We start from the raw sequence: 15,889 nt of genomic DNA, 5'->3' as shown, positions 1-15,889 counted from the left end.
GCCGCGCTTCGCGGAAGGCCACGAAGCGAAGCACGTCACCAGCATCATGTATGGCGAATTCTCCTTACGCCCCAGCTCTCGCCTTCATGCCAAACGCGGTCAAACACTTCACCGAATGGATCCCAGGAAACTCTCCACGACCCTCCAATTCCACAAATCTGCCGTGCTAATGATCTGCACGAGCGTCTGGCCGTTCTTACCCTGGAACGTGCCGCTCGCAGCGCGGATGGTTGGATGCCGGGGATCGTCTTCTAGCACGCTCAGCGTCGCCGACTTACCCCGGATGGTTACCGGGTGCTCGCCCACCTTCTGCCACGCGACGCCCCTCGCCTTCGTCTGTTCCAGCAGCGCGTCGAGCATCTGTTGTTCGAGTTGCGCGCTGTCCACCGGCAACTTCGTCGCCAGCAGGTTAATGACGTAGCCGTCATTCCGATTGAGATTCGTGTCGAAAACATTCGGCGTGATAACAACCATCTGCAAGGCCCAAACGTCCACGCCCACTTGCTCCGCGTGTCTTGGCGGCAACGTGTAGTCCGCGATCTGCGTCCCGACCTGTTTGGCCTTCACCGGGTCGACGCTGCCCGCCAAGTTGGCGGTCAGGCCCGACACGACGAGCGAAGCGACGACCGGGGTGGCCGCCGACGCCACAGCGCACACCACACAAGTGACCAGCACCACTACCACCCCGCAACCCAGACAGGTTTTCGTTCCGCGTCCCATGCTTTCCTCGCGTTTTACGATCTGAGTTGTGGGCGGTTCTATGTAGCTCATTCGTTTGTGGCTGGGTTTGGCGAATCGTAGTTGTTTACCGGGTCAGACAAGCTGAGAACAAGGTGTCAATTGGACAGAAGTCGGATTGCAGTTGGCTGACGAATGGTGTATGGTGGCTGTGTGATGACAATGGACGGGTTGACGAAGCAGCTGGCTGAATTGCAGGCGCTGGTCAGGCAGCAGGCTGCGACGATCGTGCGGTTGGAGGCGACGATCGCCCAACAAGCAGCGCGCATTGCCGAGTTGGAACAGCAACTGGATGACGCCCAGCGGCGCAGCAAACGCCAGGCGACGCCGTTCGCCAAAGGCGCACCCAAAGCCGAGCCGAAGAAGCCGGGTCGGAAAGCGGGTCATCCGGCGGCGCATCGCGCCAAGCCCAGCCACATCGACCGCGAATTGGAAGCCTCCCTGCCGGACGCGTGTCCGCATTGCGGCGGCCCGGTGCAGGAAGACGAGGTACAGCCACAATACCAGGAAGACATTCCGCGCCCGGTCAAGCCAGTGGTCACGCAGTTCAACGTGCATATCGGACATTGTGAGCAATGTGCCCGCCGCGTGCAGGGTCGCCATTCCGAGCAAACCTCCGATGCGCTCGGCGGTGCGGCTGTGCAGTTGGGGCCGAACGTACTGGCGCTGGGCGCCGAACTGAAGCACGTCCTGGGCGTCTCGTATGGCAAGGTGGCGCGCTTCTGCCAGCGCAGCTTTGGGCTGCCAGCCAACCGCTCGAGCTTCGCGCGCGCCGATCAGCGGCTGGCCCAGCAGTGGCAGCCCAGCTATCGGCGGTTGCTCGTGCAACTGCGCCAGAGTAGCGTGATCCATGTCGACGAGACGGGCTGGAAAATCGGCGGGCACAGCGCCTGGCTGTGGGTCTTTACCAATGAGCAGTTGAGCGTCTACCTGATCGACCCCAGCCGTGGGCATGCGGTGGTCGAGTCCATCCTCGGCACGGACTTTGCCGGGGTGCTGGTCAGCGACTGCTTCCTGGCCTACGACCCGTTGGGCTATGTCAAAGCCAAATGCGCTGGGCACTTGCTCAAACGCTGCGGCGCCTTGCTGGAAAGCGGCAACCGCACTACCGTGCAGTTCAGTCAGCAGCTCGCGCGGCTGCTGCGCGGGGGCATCACGCTCAAAGCGCGACAAGCCCGCCTCAGTCCGCACGGCTACCGTGTGGCCTGCGGCAAGCTGGAGGCGGCCTTGGACCGCCTGCTGGAGCGCCACTACCGCCAGCCCGACACGGCGTGCTTTGCCAAACTGCTGCGCAAACAGCGTGAGCACCTGTTCACCTTCCTGTATGTGGCGGAGGTGGCACCGACGAACAACGCCGCCGAGCGGGAGTTGCGACCCGCTGTGATTATTCGCAAGACCAATGGCTGCAATCGCAGCCAGGCGGGTGCCACGGCGCACAGCGTGTTAAGCAGTGTCATCCGCACCTGCGAAAAGCAAGGCTTGGACTTCATTGACCAAACGCGCCAGGTGTTACAGACGGCGGGCGCCGTGCTGCTTGACCTGTGCGGCTCCGACACGGATCCGCCCGTGCGGCCCGCCGAGCAAGCCACTAACCCGGCACGGCTGCCTGTGCTTGGCGTGGGTACCGCATCTGCCTCATCGTCTCCTTGATGACTGGCGGTATGCACACGCACCCTACCCGGTAAACAAATACGGCGAATCCTAAGTTCCGAACCATCCGCCACCCTAGTCAAGTCGTGCCCTATTCTACACCCATCGGTCCGGCAGCACCATGCCACGCCAGTATTCAATGAGAACAAGTGGTGTGCCAAAGCGTTGCTCTTCTTGTCCATGCGGATATCGCAGCCTCCCTGCTCTGAAGCACCTCCACCTTACGTTGATTCTCGACAAATCTGGAGAGCGGAGTACAATACGTACAATAAGCCAACTGAATATCGCGTCTGTTCACACCACATCAGTTCGCCTTTCGGCCGCTGCAACTAGATCTTAGTTCGCTTCTATTCCGGAAGGAGAAGTATGATGGCAGAGTTCGATACCGACTTACACGCCCTGGACACCCCACAGGGATAGAGGTCGGTTTTTTGTTTTGTTATCGAGAAGCGCCGAGCTGCAGCGGTCTTCCGCGGTGGCCACGGCCCAAGTGGGGATAGCTCGACCACGATCTTGCAGCACAGTGCGTCCATGCCCTCGAACGCGTCACCGCGTGCGCACAGTGAACCCACGCGACCTTGGGATTCAGATACATGCTCGGTCAATCGGAGGAGACATGCTATTCCCATCAATCCGCGCCCGCCTGCCTCTCGTACTCATTCTTATTGCCTGCGGCTGTGAAGCACAGAGTCCGGCATCGCCGGCATCGTCGGAGTGCAACTCATGTTGGAGCGGCACAATTACCGACTCATCGATTTTCACTTGGAGTGAAGCCATAAACTCAGAGCCCTCAGGGTTTACTACGGAGTCGCTGAGTACTGATAGTGGTTCCGAAAGCACCACGGCTAGCATCGACGTCGCGGGCGACCATGCGGTTGGAACGGTGCAATACAACATCGCCGGACGACGCACGGATCACACCGTAAATTATCCTTTCGTGGGCAAGGATTCCCAGGAGGAGACGGCAGGCGCCGCCACTTCAATAGACACGCAGCAAACGAGCGTGCAGGTGATTCTGTTTGACGACGGGCAATATGAAATCACATTTACCACGCCGCCTCTCCCAAGTGCCACGGTTAATAAGAACACCGCCGCCACCGCGTGGTGCGGCCCTTATAACATTGAGCACCAATCCCCGGAGTGTCGAAATTCCCCGAATACCTACACCCATGCCGACTCCTATCCCCAGAGCGTATCCGAATCCCTGGGGGGTAGCCCAATCCGTGGAACGATCGATCCGACAAGGCCCAACGTGCTTTCCGGCAGCTTACCCATTCCGCGTCAAAAAGGGACAGAGACTGTCAGTTGGGATTTGACGCGTGTCAACCCCGGTGAGTGCTCGGTCACAATTTATGAGCCCTTGCCAAAAGCGCAATGGGTGTTTGATGATAACAAGCCAGGCGCAATCAAGGGTAAGCTCTCGGCTGTGGCCGTTCCCCATTCACTGGCCAATCAGATCGAATGGACCTTGCCCGCGATTAACGGCAGCACGTTAACAACCACGCCCGATCCGCCGCGCGGGCCCGAGGTCCAGTTCAAATACGAGGGCTTGCCGGACAAGAATAGCGAGTTCGGCAGCAAAACCATTGAAGCCCGGATCGTCTCATCCACAGCCCGCTGCCACACGTCGCAGTCGGTCCGCTTGTTCTTCGGTCGCGACGCCTCTAACAGTCCCGGGAGCAACAATGGGAAGGTGCCCAACTGGTTCTATTACTGGAAGCAGACCTCCGCCGCACAGGGGCATACGGCCGATGCCATTCGCTACGGGGGTGGTGGCGCCACCAACGGATGCGGGCCCGGCGACCTGGGTTTCTTCAACGGCTACGCTAATCTCTATGCTGCCGACTGGATCTATGTATGTGATCTCAAGCAAAGTGACTTCAAATCAGTCAACGGGCTCATCCGACCGCCCGTGAGCGCCGAAGGGATTGATGTTTTCGGCGTGACCGTGCTCCACGAATGGACTCATCTCCTTAACTTCAAAGAATGGTGGGCCTGGCCCGACCAGCCTGCGGAGTACAGGCCCACACACTTCAATGACAATGAAGGCCCGTGCTTGCTTCCGCTGCTCCAGCGCCCTGCCCCGCCCGCACGGTACAAGTACGATTGTGATGCTGACCATATCCCCGATGTGTTTGAGGGCAATCTCGGGATGAACCCCCAACTATGGGATACGTGCGGAATCGGTATGAGCGACAACGAATGTGTTGCCGCTAAAGCCGAAGCGCGTTGGCGGATCGGTTCGGCGAACAAGGAGGATTGGGCGTGTCCCGGCAAGCAAGCAGACAGACCATGTCAAGGAGGACGATAATGCGAATTGTAAAGCTCGGTTGTCTTTTGTTGCCGGTCGGCGCAGTTACCGTCGCATGCGTTTGGCTGCTGAGCTGGATACCCGTCGCGCCCTGGAACGCCAGGCCGAATATGCCCGAGACGTTGACGGCGCTCCTGGACGCGACCCCCACGCTCGAGGCGAGTGCTCCTCTTCCGACCGCCACGCCGAACGTTGTGTTCATCTATCAAAAGTTGAGCAGCCCAGACTGGCAGGACCGTCTGACTGCGGCTTGGATGCTGCCAGCACGTCACGACATCTCGACCAGAAATCGGGTGACGATTCTAGCTGGCATGCTTGACCGGGAAGTCGCGGCACCTCTGAATGCACCACCAGCAGGCAATCCAAACAAACCAACCAGTACTCTCCTGAAGATGGAGTTCGCTCAAATGCTGGCAGGACTGGGACAGGAATCAAAACCGGCTCTACGACAGGCCGTCTTGGCGAGATCGGGCGAGACTCAGGAGTGGCTGGTGTTGGCGCTGGGTTATGGCGGGGCCCATGAAATCACGCCGCGCTTGCAGGACTTACTGCATTATTCAACCCATTGGGACGTTCGCATGGTTGCAGCACAGTTGCTTGGTACCCTGCAAGCGCATGAGGCGATACCGGACTTGAAACAAGCTTTGGCCGATCCTTTCAGCATCCAGGTTCAGCAGGATGGGAGCAGTTTTTCTCTCTTTCCAGTCCGCGAGCGAGCCGCTGCGGCCCTGGAACAGTTGGGCGTGACAGTTCAACATGCCGGCGGCGATACGTTCCGCGTCAAGTAAGAAAGAGGAGAAAAACATGAAACGGCAATGGTGGGTAGCACTGATTATCCTCGCCGGCACGGCGATGCTCGCCGCGGCGTGCGGCGCAAATGGACCCTCTCCTACTCCCGCAAGCACAAACCGTCCGCCGAGTCCCTCGCCAAGCCGTCAGACTACGGCGCCTACGGCACACGCGAATAACGCAACATCGGCCCCAACCGTCAGCGCCGCCGCGGACGAACTCTCGCTCGACAGTCGTAACGAGGGCCTGGACGGCTTGGACAGCTACCACATACAATGGGAGGCCCAGTGGAGCGGCGTCGACAAAGGAACGACGGTGAAGCAGAGCGCGCTCCTGGTGAAAGAATATTCCTTCGGGCCCGATCAACTGCACTTGAAATATGTACTGACAGACCGAACCGCCAAAGCGCGCACGTGGGAGCTCTGGCGACGCGGCAGGTTAGCACACCTCAGCAAGCCAGACACGGCTGGCAAACAGGTTTGCACGTCGATGCCGGCCGATGACGTCATTGCCAAAGCCATCGAGGGCCAATTTGGTCCTGGCATGGGTGGCGGCCTGACGGGAGCGCGGTTTGTCGGGCTTGACCTCACGAATGGTACCCCAACCCAGCATTACCAATATGACGAAAGTTCGGCCGTGCTGGACAAAGTTCTTTACGTGAGTGGCAAGGTTTCAGGCGACGTCTGGGTCGCCGTCGACGGTGGACATGTGATGAAGGATAGCATGAAGTGGCAGGGGAGCCCGGGCCTCTTCTTTGGCACCATCGATCTGTCGCAAGGTCAGGGCCAATGGAGCTGGCAGCTAACGGACGTTAATAAGCAAATCAGTTTCTCCGCTCCGCCAGCCGGCTGCTAAGTGGGACCGCAGAATTAATTTGACAGACGAGCATTGCGCACATCGGCCAACCAAAAGTGCTCGGCAAACACACCGGCCTTGGTCAAGCGCTCGTGAGCGCTGAGGGAGTCCAGATACGAGATGACCATGCTGACCGTGTTGTCCAGAATGGGCGTTGGCTCATTGGCCACAATGTGATCCTTGCCGTGTCGCCACAAGCAATCCATCACATTCAATTCGGGACAGGCCGTTGGTAACCAGCGCAATTCAATGTGCAGTTTAGCCGCTAGCGCCTGACTCGCATCCGCGGTATGTACCGTCGCGCGATCCAGAGATAGGACCAGACCCTGTGTGCTATTGAGTTTCGCAAAAGCAATGGAACAGGTGCTATGTCCAAGGCAGATCCGAAGCGTGAACACACGCCCACAGCAACTCGTGTGAATGAGCCAAGCGTCGCCTTGTGGTGGATAGCCTCGAATGCAAGTTGGCCAGATCCTCCACGAGACTGTTGGCCAGCACGGAATCGGATTGGCACCAGACGTATTCCGCTGGATTGAGTTCCGGCGCGTAGCCGGGGAAATGCTCCACGTGCAAGCGCGGATGGTATTCGCACCACGCGAAAACACGGGCGTCTCGATGAATGCGGGCACTATCCCATAACAAGACGATGGGGCCGCGAATGTGCCGAAGTAGATGCTGCACAAACTGCTGGACGGCTGGCGCCTTGAAGTTGCGTCGCTGAAAGCGCAGGTAGAGCGCGATGTGTTTCCGATTGGGCGCGATCGCCAGGGCGGTAATCGCCGATAGCTTGTCATGTTTGAAGTTGTAGCGTACCTGTGCTGGCTACACCTTTAATCCGGAATCGCGACGCGAGGCTATGCCGCAGCCCGGCGGTCGTTGTGATGTAACCCGTTCAAACACCGGCGTCGCCACGATCCGCCCGGCCGTCGGCATTTCCATCACCGACAACCCCTGTGCTGGCTACATCTTTCGTCCGGCCGCGTTTATGGCTGCGTCGCCCATGTCGATGCCCGGCAGTAGTCGTGATGTGGCTCATTCAACACCGGCATCGCGACTACCTTTGCCGCCTTTCGGCGCATCCGCCGCACGCCACCATCGGCCCGTCGACGTGTTCGGCCCTATGACTTTTCCGCAATCACACAGCACCGTCGTTAGATGGCCGTTTCGCGGTCTCACGGCCAAAATCCTGTGCCAACCATTTCGGCCCCGCTACCTGTACGAAGCCATTGCCTGGCGTTTTTCGGTAGCCTCCAATGGCTTCGCACAATGAGAGCGTCTCTCTGCATTACAAGATTGCGTAGGTTTGGTCGTTATCATTGCATGGTTTTTTGGCGCGCGGCAAGCCACGCGACATCAGCAGCTGCCGACCACAGAGTTGTCGCGCCACTCCTCCCGCAATCGTTCGCTCAAATCGGCATCACGATCGGCTGTACGCTACGGGATCAATAGACGACGTTATCAATGTAGCTTGTACAACAGGGGATTGAAGCTAGAGTACAGCGTGGCCCATCAAAGAAGTTTCGAATTGCCTATTGACACGCGAGGCACTACCAACATAATGAAGACAGACCAGCGACGTTGACTACAGAGGACTGCCAAATCAGAGGCCAAGCAGAGGAGTTTCGCCAGCAATTACGACATTCTCACTTTCGGTTTTCCGTTTCGAATCGGCTCAGGGAGAAGTTCGCCGTTTGTCAGTAATGACATTCTCCCGCCTCCTCGCTCTTCACCTCCTTGCTAAGGAGAAGACCGAGAGTTCGAACCTCTTCACCCGCTCAGATAGCGTGAAAACCGGCCTGAAATGGTCGGTTTTCTTTTTGCCTCTGCGCACTAACTCGCCGCACACCGTCTTCCCGTACGTGAGAAGATCACCAGCTGTGTATTCTCATGCGTCGTAATAGCGGATTTGCGCCTATCGCAATGGAGCGTCTCCCTGTCGCACAATGGACGACATTCTCACTTTCCAGGTGGGGCATCGCCGCCCTCGTGACAATTCCGCCGTCGCGAGCACACGCATGGCCTGCCCTAACGAACATCGAGCAAGCGCTTTGACGGCCGAGGCTCCTTGCCACATCCCCCGCTTGCATCTGCGCCGGCGAACACCGCATCCATAGCTCACAGTGACAATCGCATCCCCGCGTTCGCGGAATCGCGCGCGTCAGGGCGCCGTATGGAATCAATCACGTGCTGGCTTGTTGAGACCGGTGCCGATCTTTCCCCCGGCCTCAACCCATCGCCCACGGATGGCCATTGCCTGGCAGGCAACAAGAATCTCAAGCTGCCTCTTACGTAGGCGTCATTCTCTCTGGCCTGTTCACGTCTCATTTTTGAAACGCCGTTGCCTGCCAGGCAACACAGATTGACGCGACTGGCACGCCAACGGTTTTCTGGTCCGTGAACGACGGAGTGACCAATTCCAGCGGTGAGCGCCGGACAAAATGCACCTGACCCGGTTCTCGCTGGCATAGCCGCCTATATCAGTACCATGTGCACGGCCACCGCGATCATAGCCAGCACGGCGGCGACGAAGCCGCTCGGTCGCGCTATTGCGATTCGATATGGACACTGGCTGATCAGACATGTTATTCTCCCTCGCCCTGCACAGTAATCTTTCGGGTCGAGTTGTCTCATGTCATATTAGCACACAGGGCTGTCCATGTGGACTGAACCTCTCACCGCATTCGGACTGCAACGACGTCCATCGCTTCACCTGGCTTGGTCACTAGCATGTCCTGGTTATCAGGAGCCTTATGCTGCACCCGATAATACGCCTTTCCAGCGCAGGCGCGGCACAGCACCCCATCGTCGGATCGCACCTCGCGCTCGTTGATGATGTCCTCGCCACAGCGCACGCAAACGACGCGCAGGCCATGCCGGCTGATCAGTTCGTCAAGACCCATGTCCAACATGACCGACTGGGCGACCAGTAGCTCGGCATCAGGCATGACCTGGTACGCCTTTAACTGCGCGTGCCAGCGGTCGGGTGCATCCGGCGCATAGCGCTGCGCGATCACCCGCGAGCGCGGGTGCGGATGGATGCGTACTGCCGCGCCCGTCTGTGTATCCACGAACGTTGCAGCGACCTTGCCATAGTCTTCCAGCCGCAGGGTGCGATGACCGAGCCAGCATCCGGAGCCGACCGATACCCCATCGGCAAAACACCCTTCCGTCTCAACAAATGCAAACATCCGCTTGTCTGATTGCGGCAATTTGATTCGATGCCACTGTGCCGCCAGCATGGCAACGCGCACGCCCAGCACCTGCTTGGGGCAGAGATGCTGGTGCATGGTATTCAACCGATCGAGGCAAGCCTGAAGAGCGTCCATACGGGTCAATTCCCGGGGAAGCCCGGTAAAACGGATTGCCGCCGCGCTTCCAGCGTTCGGCAGTCCGGACACAGCGGATCATCGTCGCTCGCCAGGAATGGCGCACAGCAGCGTGCGCACAATGCTTGTGGTGCCGCATCATTTGCAGCCAATGCCGCGGACACACTTGGCCGGGGGCGATCACGCTTCACCGCACCGGGCGGTGGGACAAGTGCCGTGAGCGCTTCGCTCGCCGTTTGAGCAGCGCCATGCGTGAACAACTTCAAGAACTCCCGCCGTGAGATGCTCTGCCCAGCCATGACCGTCACCCCTTGTCGTCCAGCAGGTCGTCCACCCATGAGAGCGCCGCCATCATGCGCGGGAACCCGACCGTCGGTAACGCCAGGATGGCCACCTGGCGAATCTCGTCGGGTCCGATCTCCAATTCGAGCGACTTGCGCACATGCGAATGGACTGCGCCCTCCGAACCGATCCCGACTTCCAGGGCCAATTTGACCAGTTCGCGCGCGCGGGCGTCCAGTGGGCCTGCGGCATGCGCAGCAGCCCCGAGTTCGTGATACGCCTTCCATACCTCAGGATATCGCTTCTGGAACCGCTCGCAATGCTTTGGGATGCGTGCCACAGAACCAGCCTTTCACTTATCGTGGCGGGCAAGGACATGCCTGCCGGCACAGTCCTGCCCGCCACCCATTAACACCACTACGCCTTGGTCACCTTGACCAGTGAATCATAGAAGACCACGCTGCCGCCGACCGAGTCGACCAGCGTCGTGTTCTTCAGGTACGGATCGATGCGCATGGTGGCGTTGGCGTGGAATCCGCGGGTACGCCGCGAGTCGCCCTTGACGGCGGTGCCGTCAATCGAAACATCCACGCCGCCATAGGCCCAGTGCCCATGCCCAAGTGAGAAAGCAATTACTCCAGGACGAATCCCCTGCATCACCTTCACTTTCCCAACCACGGGCACCTTCTGACCGTTCTTCAAATCATATTCGCCATTCGGATTCGTGGCCGACGTGATGCGAACCTTATCGCCGCTCACAAACCCGCGCTTCTTGGCATCGACCGCGTTCATCAGCACGGCGTTCTCGGGGTAGAGCGCCAGTAGCCAGTAGTTGGTCGCCGTGCGGCTCTTGGTCATCGAAATCTCGCGATAGGTGATCATCTTGAGATCGAAGCCGGCCTTCTCATCCTCTTCCGTCAGGGGTTTGCCCTGGATATCCAGGTATGGCGGGATATACGTTGGGTACGCCGTAATCGCCTTGCCGGTGATGGCATGCTTGAGCTTGGCCGTCTTCTCCTGAAACAGGTTGATCAACTTGCCGTATTTGTTCGCCACCTTCTCGCCGTCGTAGATCTTGGCATAATCCTGGAATCGCCCGCCACGGTTCAGCACGAAGACGGTCTTGCGCCAGTGTGCGTCGCCGGCAATGGACTTCCAGCGCTCGACATCGAAAACAGACTTCGACAGATGCTTGCGCGCTTCCAAGAACAGCCTCATCTCTTCATCATCAGCGTCCGGCACGGCATCGGTGCCGTCGCTCTTCTCGCCGAAGCCCAGATTCGCGACCATCTTGATGTACAGGTCGTCCATGTGCGTGAGCGACTTGCCTTCGCCAAACCCGTTGGGTCCGAAGTTGGGCAGGTTCAGTTTCTCGGCAATGCCGAGAATCAGGGACTCCAGGCTGATCGGCTGTTCGCGCCCGTATACCTTCACGGTCTCGATCAGCGGCGCGATAGTGGGCTGGCGCACCGGTTGCTGCTTGACCGTCATGTTCGGGTGCGAGCCAGCAAACTCCCAGCGTTCCAGGTTGGTCAGGTCCGGGAAGATGTAGTCGGCGTACATCGACGTTTCGCCAATAACAATGTCATTGGCAATCACAAGCGGTATCTTGTTGGGATCCGACAGGATATCGATATTGGTGTTGCCGGCCGGCAGCGAGTAGATCGGCGAGCCCATGTAGATGAACAGCGCCTTGACCGGATACGGATACGCATCGCCCATGGACGGGATCAACTCCTGGTAGATGTCCGAGGCGAGCGGGTACCAGTTGCGCTTGGCCGGATAGCCGGCAAACATGGTCGTTTCGTCGTATTTTACGTCGTGGCGGATGATGCTGATACCGAACGGGTACTGCTTGTTCGGGGTCAACTTGGCCAGGTCGTACGGCCCGCCGGCCTTCGACCCCACCGCATCGTACGTCGAGACACGCACGAAACCGCCCTTCCAGTCGTAGTTGCCCTTCAGCGTGTTGAGCGTGTTCCATGCCAACACATTATAGAAGCCGTTGGTGTGCTGAGACACGCCGCGGTGGATGTCAGCCACCGCCTTCTTGCCGTGCTTCGCGAACTCAAAAGCCACTTCCTCGAGATCCCGTGCCGACAGCCCGGCTTCCTCAGCGTACTGCTCAAACGTCTTCGCTTCGGCCGATTCCTTGATCACCATGAACGACGTCTTAACCTTCAGCGCCGAGCCGGCAACTCCCGAATCGACCACCAGTTCGCCCGTGACCGCCTGTTTGTCATCATTCGGGTCGAACGCCACAAGCGCCTTGCCATCGTACACGACGAGCGGGTCGACGGTGAACTCCGCGGCGCCGACCTTCCAAACGTCAATCTCCTTGCCGTCTTTGTCCTTGCCCTTGTCCTTCGTGGCCAGTCCGACTTCAGACGCCCGCACGAATACGGTTGGTGCGCCACTCGCATCTAGTTTGATGAGCCAGGTCGCATTGGTCCACGATGGCTCTCCGACGGCCGCGGCGCCGGCCTTGTTCGCGGCGCGCAGGAACTTCTCGTCGTATTTCTTGTTGTCGATCAGGTAGCGGATGAGTGCCATGGCAATCGCCGCTTCGGTGCCCGGCTTGTTTGGCATCCACTTCCACGCCTTGGACGCGACCTTGGACAGGCGCGGGTCGATCACCACATACTTCAAGCGCCCGCTCACCAACCCCTCGGTGATGCGCGGCACGCGGTTGCTCGGGCCGTAGTTGCCCTCGAACGGCGAGGCGCCCACAAAGATAACAAACTCGCTATTCTCCACGTCCGCCTGCCAGTAGAACTTCTCGCCGCCGGTGAACGATCCCGCGCTGAACTGCTCGCTCATCGCCTTGCCGCTGAAGTAGAGCGATCCCTGGCAGACTGTCGTGTGCCCGTGCGTGTTGGTGCTGCCGAAGCCGTCGCGCGCGAAGCGATTGATAAAGTCGCTGCGCCCGCCCTTCAGGCGGCCCCACATGAAGCACATCTGGTTGTTCTTCGGCCCCAGATCGGGGTGATCCGGGTCAATCAAATCCTTCAGGTTTGCGGCAAAGGTCGTCTTGAAACCGGCGATCAGTCCCTTCTTCTTCTCGGCATCCTTTTCCGCCCAGATCTTCTTGACCTCGGCGTCCATAGCGGCGGCCACCTTCGGGTCTTTCAGGGCGTACAGTTCGCGCAGGCCGGTCACGGCCCGGCTCTCTTCGCCCGGCACCTTCTCAAACAACTTGCCGCCCTCGACAATCTCCGTGACTGCCTGGTCAAACGGAACCGATATCCACTTGTTCTCGCCGCGCTTGCCGGCGCGCTTCAGCACCTTCACAATCCGATAGGGATCGTAAGTGGTCTGAATGCTGGCCTGGCCCTTCGGGCAGATGGCCCCGTCAACCGTTGCAGCATCCTTGAGCGCAGTCTTGTACGGGAGGTGCGGGTTCAGCGTGAATGGATTGTAGGGCGATCCGTCGATCTTGGCGACGACGCCATCCACCAACTTCACCTTGATGCCGCAGTTGGTGTTGCATTGCTGGCACACGCTGTAAATGATGTTCTCCGGCTTGGCGTAGGGATACTCCACGATCTTCGCCGCTTCGGCTTCGTTCTGCGCGAGTAAATCCCACGCCAGGTTCAGCTGCGATGCGAGCGCGACCGAGCCGCCCAGCATGGCGGACGCCTTCAGGAAGTCACGGCGGGTCATGATCTGCTCGGGTTCGATGATCGGATTCTCATTCAGATTGCTCATAGGTTTCTCCTTGGCTTGCGGATTGGTTCGGCAATTCTGCGCCGCCGCTTATCCGCGCCGCGCCTCCAGATGCGCTGTCACGATGGGCAGCAGATGGTAACCGGTCAGAAAGACCAGCACGCCCAGCGACACGATCCAGATTTGCAGCAGCCACTCGGTGAGTGTCGGGAAGTAGTCGAAGCCCAACCCTGGACCACTGAACGCCTCCTTCAAGCCGTGCAGTTCCGGCACGGCGAGTCCAGGGATGACGATGTTCAGACGCACACTCATGAACGTCACGGCGATCAGCAGGCCGGCGACGCCGGCCCAGAGCGGGGACTTGTTCTGCCATGTCAGTAGCACGAGCGGCACGACCACTCCCAATCCTACGTGCACGCCCCAGAAAACCCACGCGAACGGTCCGAACAGCACCAGCTGCATGGACGCCGCCTCGGCGGGAATCGAGGTGTACAGCGCGATGGAGTATTCCGACCACTCCAGCATGGCATCCAGCAGCAACAGCCCGAACACGATCTTGCCGAGGAACAGCACGGTCTGCTTGTGCTCCGCACTGCCGCGGTTGGGACCGAACACGTAGGTAATGAAGGTCAGCAGAGCGCCACCGCTCAACAACGCGCCGAGCAGGAACATGATCGGGGTCAGCCCGGAATTCCAGTACGGGCGGGCGCCGACGACACCGAACAGGGAACCGACGCCACCGTGGAACGCGATCGCCAGCGGTACGCCGAGCGTCCCCAGCACACGCAGGATACTGCGGTCGCGCGCCGCCGCCGCCGGGCTGGGATCGTTGCGTCCGAAAGTCAGGATGCGCGCGAGCGTACCAGCGAAATCCTTGCGCTCACTCCACACCACAAAGTCCGCGCGCATAGCGAACCACAATTCCGTTATCAGCAGCACGAAATAGAGCGAGTACAGCCAGATCATCCAACCCATCATGGAGGTGAAGTTGGTGTTTGTGATCATGCGCAGCGCGCGTTCCGGGTGCCCCAGGTCGAGCCAGATGCTGAACATGGAGATGCCCAGCGCAACCACGGCGGTGAACAGCGCAAGCTTGCCGATGCCCTCCAGTTTCTTAACGCCGAACGCGTACACGAGCGCGGAGATGAGGAACGCGCCGGCCGAAACACCGACCAAGTAGATGTAGGCGCCGACCCACAAGCCCCACGGCACATAACTGCCATAGGCGGCATTGACGTGCCCATTGACGATGCGATCGTACATGCCGTAGCCGCCGGCGATGAAGCCGACAATGGCGACGACCCACAGTGCTCTCTCAAAGATCTTCATGGTGGTCTCCTCTGCGGATTCTCTCGTTTCTGGCGGCTACGCCAGATAATAGACCTTCGGCTGGGTGCCCATCTCTTCCTTGAGCCGCATCACGTTGGGCGACGCGATCAGGTCCGAAACAAGCGCCTCGGGATCGTTGGAATCGCCAAAGTAGGTAGCACGGCCAATACACGTCGTAGCGCACATGGGCAACATGCCCGCCTCCAGGCGGTGCGAGCAGAACTGGCACTTGCGCGCGTTGCCGATCGGTGATTCGCCTTCGTGCCGCTCCCAGGCATGTCCATACTCATAGGCCGGCAGCTTCTCGTAGACCATCGCCTTGTCCCTGCCCAACAGTGCGGGAATGGCGGGGGTGGTTCCATCGAGATACTGGCGCCCGGCGTCAAAGAGGCGCGCCGAGTACGGACAGGCAACCAGGCAATATCGGCACCCGATGCAGTCATCGTAGTTGATTGCGACGATGCCGTCCGGGCGCTTGTACGTGGCGTTCACCGGGCATACCGGCACGCAGGGCGGGTCGTCGCACTGCATGCAGGGGCGTGGGATGAACCGGCGCGTCACGTTCGGGTACGTGCCGATTTCCTCCTCCAGCACCGGGCGGTACACGACCCCGGGCGGCAACTTGTTCTCCACGACACAGCCAATGGTACAAGCGGAACAGCCGACGCACTTCCGCAGGTCAATGACCATGACCCAGCGGCGCTGGTCAATCGGCTTTTTCATAGCGCGGCGCAGGTCTTCCTGCATCCGCACCAGCGGGTCTTGCCGCTCACCGATTGCCGCAGGCTGCGCTTCCTGTTCGAGCGTGAGTTCAGCGCTCTGAATGGGCATACGTATCCTCCAAGAGATCGGTCAACTTGTGAAAAATCCTACAAGTAATTATCGGCAATTCCCGATTTTCGGATAGAAGGGAAAGCCTGATTTTTCGGGACAAATGTAAGGA

At 59.4% G+C, this 15,889-nt stretch carries 13 protein-coding genes; 5 read left to right on the top strand and 8 right to left on the bottom strand.

Going from position 1 to position 15,889, the window contains the following annotated elements:
• Positions 1 to 108: 108 nt before the first annotated feature.
• The gene (locus HZB53_18945; protein ID MBI5879728.1) at positions 109 to 720 is read right to left on the bottom strand and encodes a hypothetical protein; all 612 of its coding nucleotides are present in this window, start codon (positions 718 to 720) and stop codon (positions 109 to 111) included.
• Positions 721 to 930: 210 nt separating this feature from the next.
• Here HZB53_18945 and HZB53_18940 point away from each other — a divergent pair, with 210 nt between their 5' ends.
• The 4 genes from HZB53_18940 (at position 931) to HZB53_18925 (ending at position 6,343) form a co-directional block, all read left to right on the top strand.
• The gene (locus HZB53_18940) at positions 931 to 2,388 is read left to right on the top strand and encodes an IS66 family transposase (protein ID MBI5879727.1); all 1,458 of its coding nucleotides are present in this window, start codon (positions 931 to 933) and stop codon (positions 2,386 to 2,388) included.
• 883 nt (positions 2,389 to 3,271) lie between these two features.
• On the top strand, positions 3,272 to 4,699 hold the full coding sequence (locus HZB53_18935; GenBank protein MBI5879726.1) for a hypothetical protein: 1,428 nt from the start codon (positions 3,272 to 3,274) through the stop codon (positions 4,697 to 4,699).
• The gene (locus HZB53_18930; protein ID MBI5879725.1) at positions 4,699 to 5,487 is read left to right on the top strand and encodes a HEAT repeat domain-containing protein; all 789 of its coding nucleotides are present in this window, start codon (positions 4,699 to 4,701) and stop codon (positions 5,485 to 5,487) included. Before HZB53_18935 ends, HZB53_18930 begins: the two co-directional genes overlap by 1 nt.
• A gap of 16 nt (positions 5,488 to 5,503) precedes the next feature.
• Positions 5,504 to 6,343, top strand: coding sequence for a hypothetical protein (locus tag HZB53_18925; GenBank protein ID MBI5879724.1), 840 nt, complete (start codon positions 5,504 to 5,506; stop codon positions 6,341 to 6,343).
• Positions 6,344 to 6,357: 14 nt separating this feature from the next.
• Here the strand turns inward: HZB53_18925 and HZB53_18920 are convergent, their stop codons facing one another.
• Positions 6,358 to 6,741 carry a transposase gene (locus HZB53_18920; protein ID MBI5879723.1) on the bottom strand — a complete coding sequence of 128 codons (384 nt, stop codon included), beginning with the start codon at positions 6,739 to 6,741 and terminating at the stop codon, positions 6,358 to 6,360.
• The gene (locus tag HZB53_18915; protein MBI5879722.1) at positions 6,710 to 7,120 is read right to left on the bottom strand and encodes a transposase; all 411 of its coding nucleotides are present in this window, start codon (positions 7,118 to 7,120) and stop codon (positions 6,710 to 6,712) included. Before HZB53_18915 ends, HZB53_18920 begins: the two co-directional genes overlap by 32 nt.
• A gap of 79 nt (positions 7,121 to 7,199) precedes the next feature.
• On the opposite strand from HZB53_18915, the gene HZB53_18910 reads away from it, so the two are divergent.
• Positions 7,200 to 7,613: a hypothetical protein gene (locus HZB53_18910; protein ID MBI5879721.1), complete on the top strand. Its 414-nt coding sequence runs from the start codon at positions 7,200 to 7,202 to the stop codon at positions 7,611 to 7,613.
• 1,402 nt (positions 7,614 to 9,015) lie between these two features.
• Here the strand turns inward: HZB53_18910 and HZB53_18905 are convergent.
• The 5 genes from HZB53_18905 to HZB53_18885 all read right to left on the bottom strand — a co-directional run bounded on the left by HZB53_18905 (position 9,016) and on the right by HZB53_18885 (position 15,777).
• Positions 9,016 to 9,669 (bottom strand): TraR/DksA C4-type zinc finger protein, encoded by a 654-nt coding sequence (locus tag HZB53_18905; protein ID MBI5879720.1) that lies wholly within the window; start codon positions 9,667 to 9,669, stop codon positions 9,016 to 9,018.
• Between the two features lie 304 nt (positions 9,670 to 9,973).
• A complete protein-coding gene (locus tag HZB53_18900) occupies positions 9,974 to 10,291 on the bottom strand; it encodes a carboxymuconolactone decarboxylase family protein (GenBank protein ID MBI5879719.1) in 318 nt (105 codons plus the stop codon).
• 77 nt (positions 10,292 to 10,368) lie between these two features.
• Complete coding sequence (locus tag HZB53_18895; protein ID MBI5879718.1) at positions 10,369 to 13,659, bottom strand: molybdopterin-dependent oxidoreductase; 3,291 nt, start codon at positions 13,657 to 13,659, stop codon at positions 10,369 to 10,371.
• Between the two features lie 48 nt (positions 13,660 to 13,707).
• Positions 13,708 to 14,946 (bottom strand): polysulfide reductase NrfD, encoded by a 1,239-nt coding sequence (gene nrfD / locus HZB53_18890; protein MBI5879717.1) that lies wholly within the window; start codon positions 14,944 to 14,946, stop codon positions 13,708 to 13,710.
• A 36-nt stretch (positions 14,947 to 14,982) separates the two neighbouring features.
• Entirely contained in the window at positions 14,983 to 15,777 is a 795-nt protein-coding gene (locus HZB53_18885; protein ID MBI5879716.1) for a 4Fe-4S dicluster domain-containing protein, read from the bottom strand.
• Positions 15,778 to 15,889: the final 112 nt, after the last annotated feature.

The organism is Chloroflexota bacterium (assembly GCA_016235055.1).
Classification (GTDB): Bacteria; Chloroflexota; Anaerolineae; order JACRMK01; family JACRMK01; genus JACRMK01.
The sequence above is the reverse complement of the archived record's forward strand: the minus strand, read 5'-3'. Positions and strand labels throughout refer to the sequence as shown.

Bases quoted from the DNA above. Each gene is read 5' to 3' on its own strand.
- HZB53_18945 (MBI5879728.1), bottom strand. From the start codon at position 720: ATGGGACGCGGAACGAAAACCTGTCTGGGTTGCGGGGTGGTAGTGGTG.
- HZB53_18930 (MBI5879725.1), top strand. From the start codon at position 4,699: ATGCGAATTGTAAAGCTCGGTTGTCTTTTGTTGCCGGTCGGCGCAGTT.
- HZB53_18925 (MBI5879724.1), top strand. From the start codon at position 5,504: ATGAAACGGCAATGGTGGGTAGCACTGATTATCCTCGCCGGCACGGCG.
- HZB53_18910 (MBI5879721.1), top strand. From the start codon at position 7,200: ATGCCGCAGCCCGGCGGTCGTTGTGATGTAACCCGTTCAAACACCGGC.
- HZB53_18905 (MBI5879720.1), bottom strand. From the start codon at position 9,669: ATGGACGCTCTTCAGGCTTGCCTCGATCGGTTGAATACCATGCACCAG.
- HZB53_18895 (MBI5879718.1), bottom strand. From the start codon at position 13,659: ATGAGCAATCTGAATGAGAATCCGATCATCGAACCCGAGCAGATCATG.
- nrfD (MBI5879717.1), bottom strand. From the start codon at position 14,946: ATGAAGATCTTTGAGAGAGCACTGTGGGTCGTCGCCATTGTCGGCTTC.
- HZB53_18885 (MBI5879716.1), bottom strand. From the start codon at position 15,777: ATGCCCATTCAGAGCGCTGAACTCACGCTCGAACAGGAAGCGCAGCCT.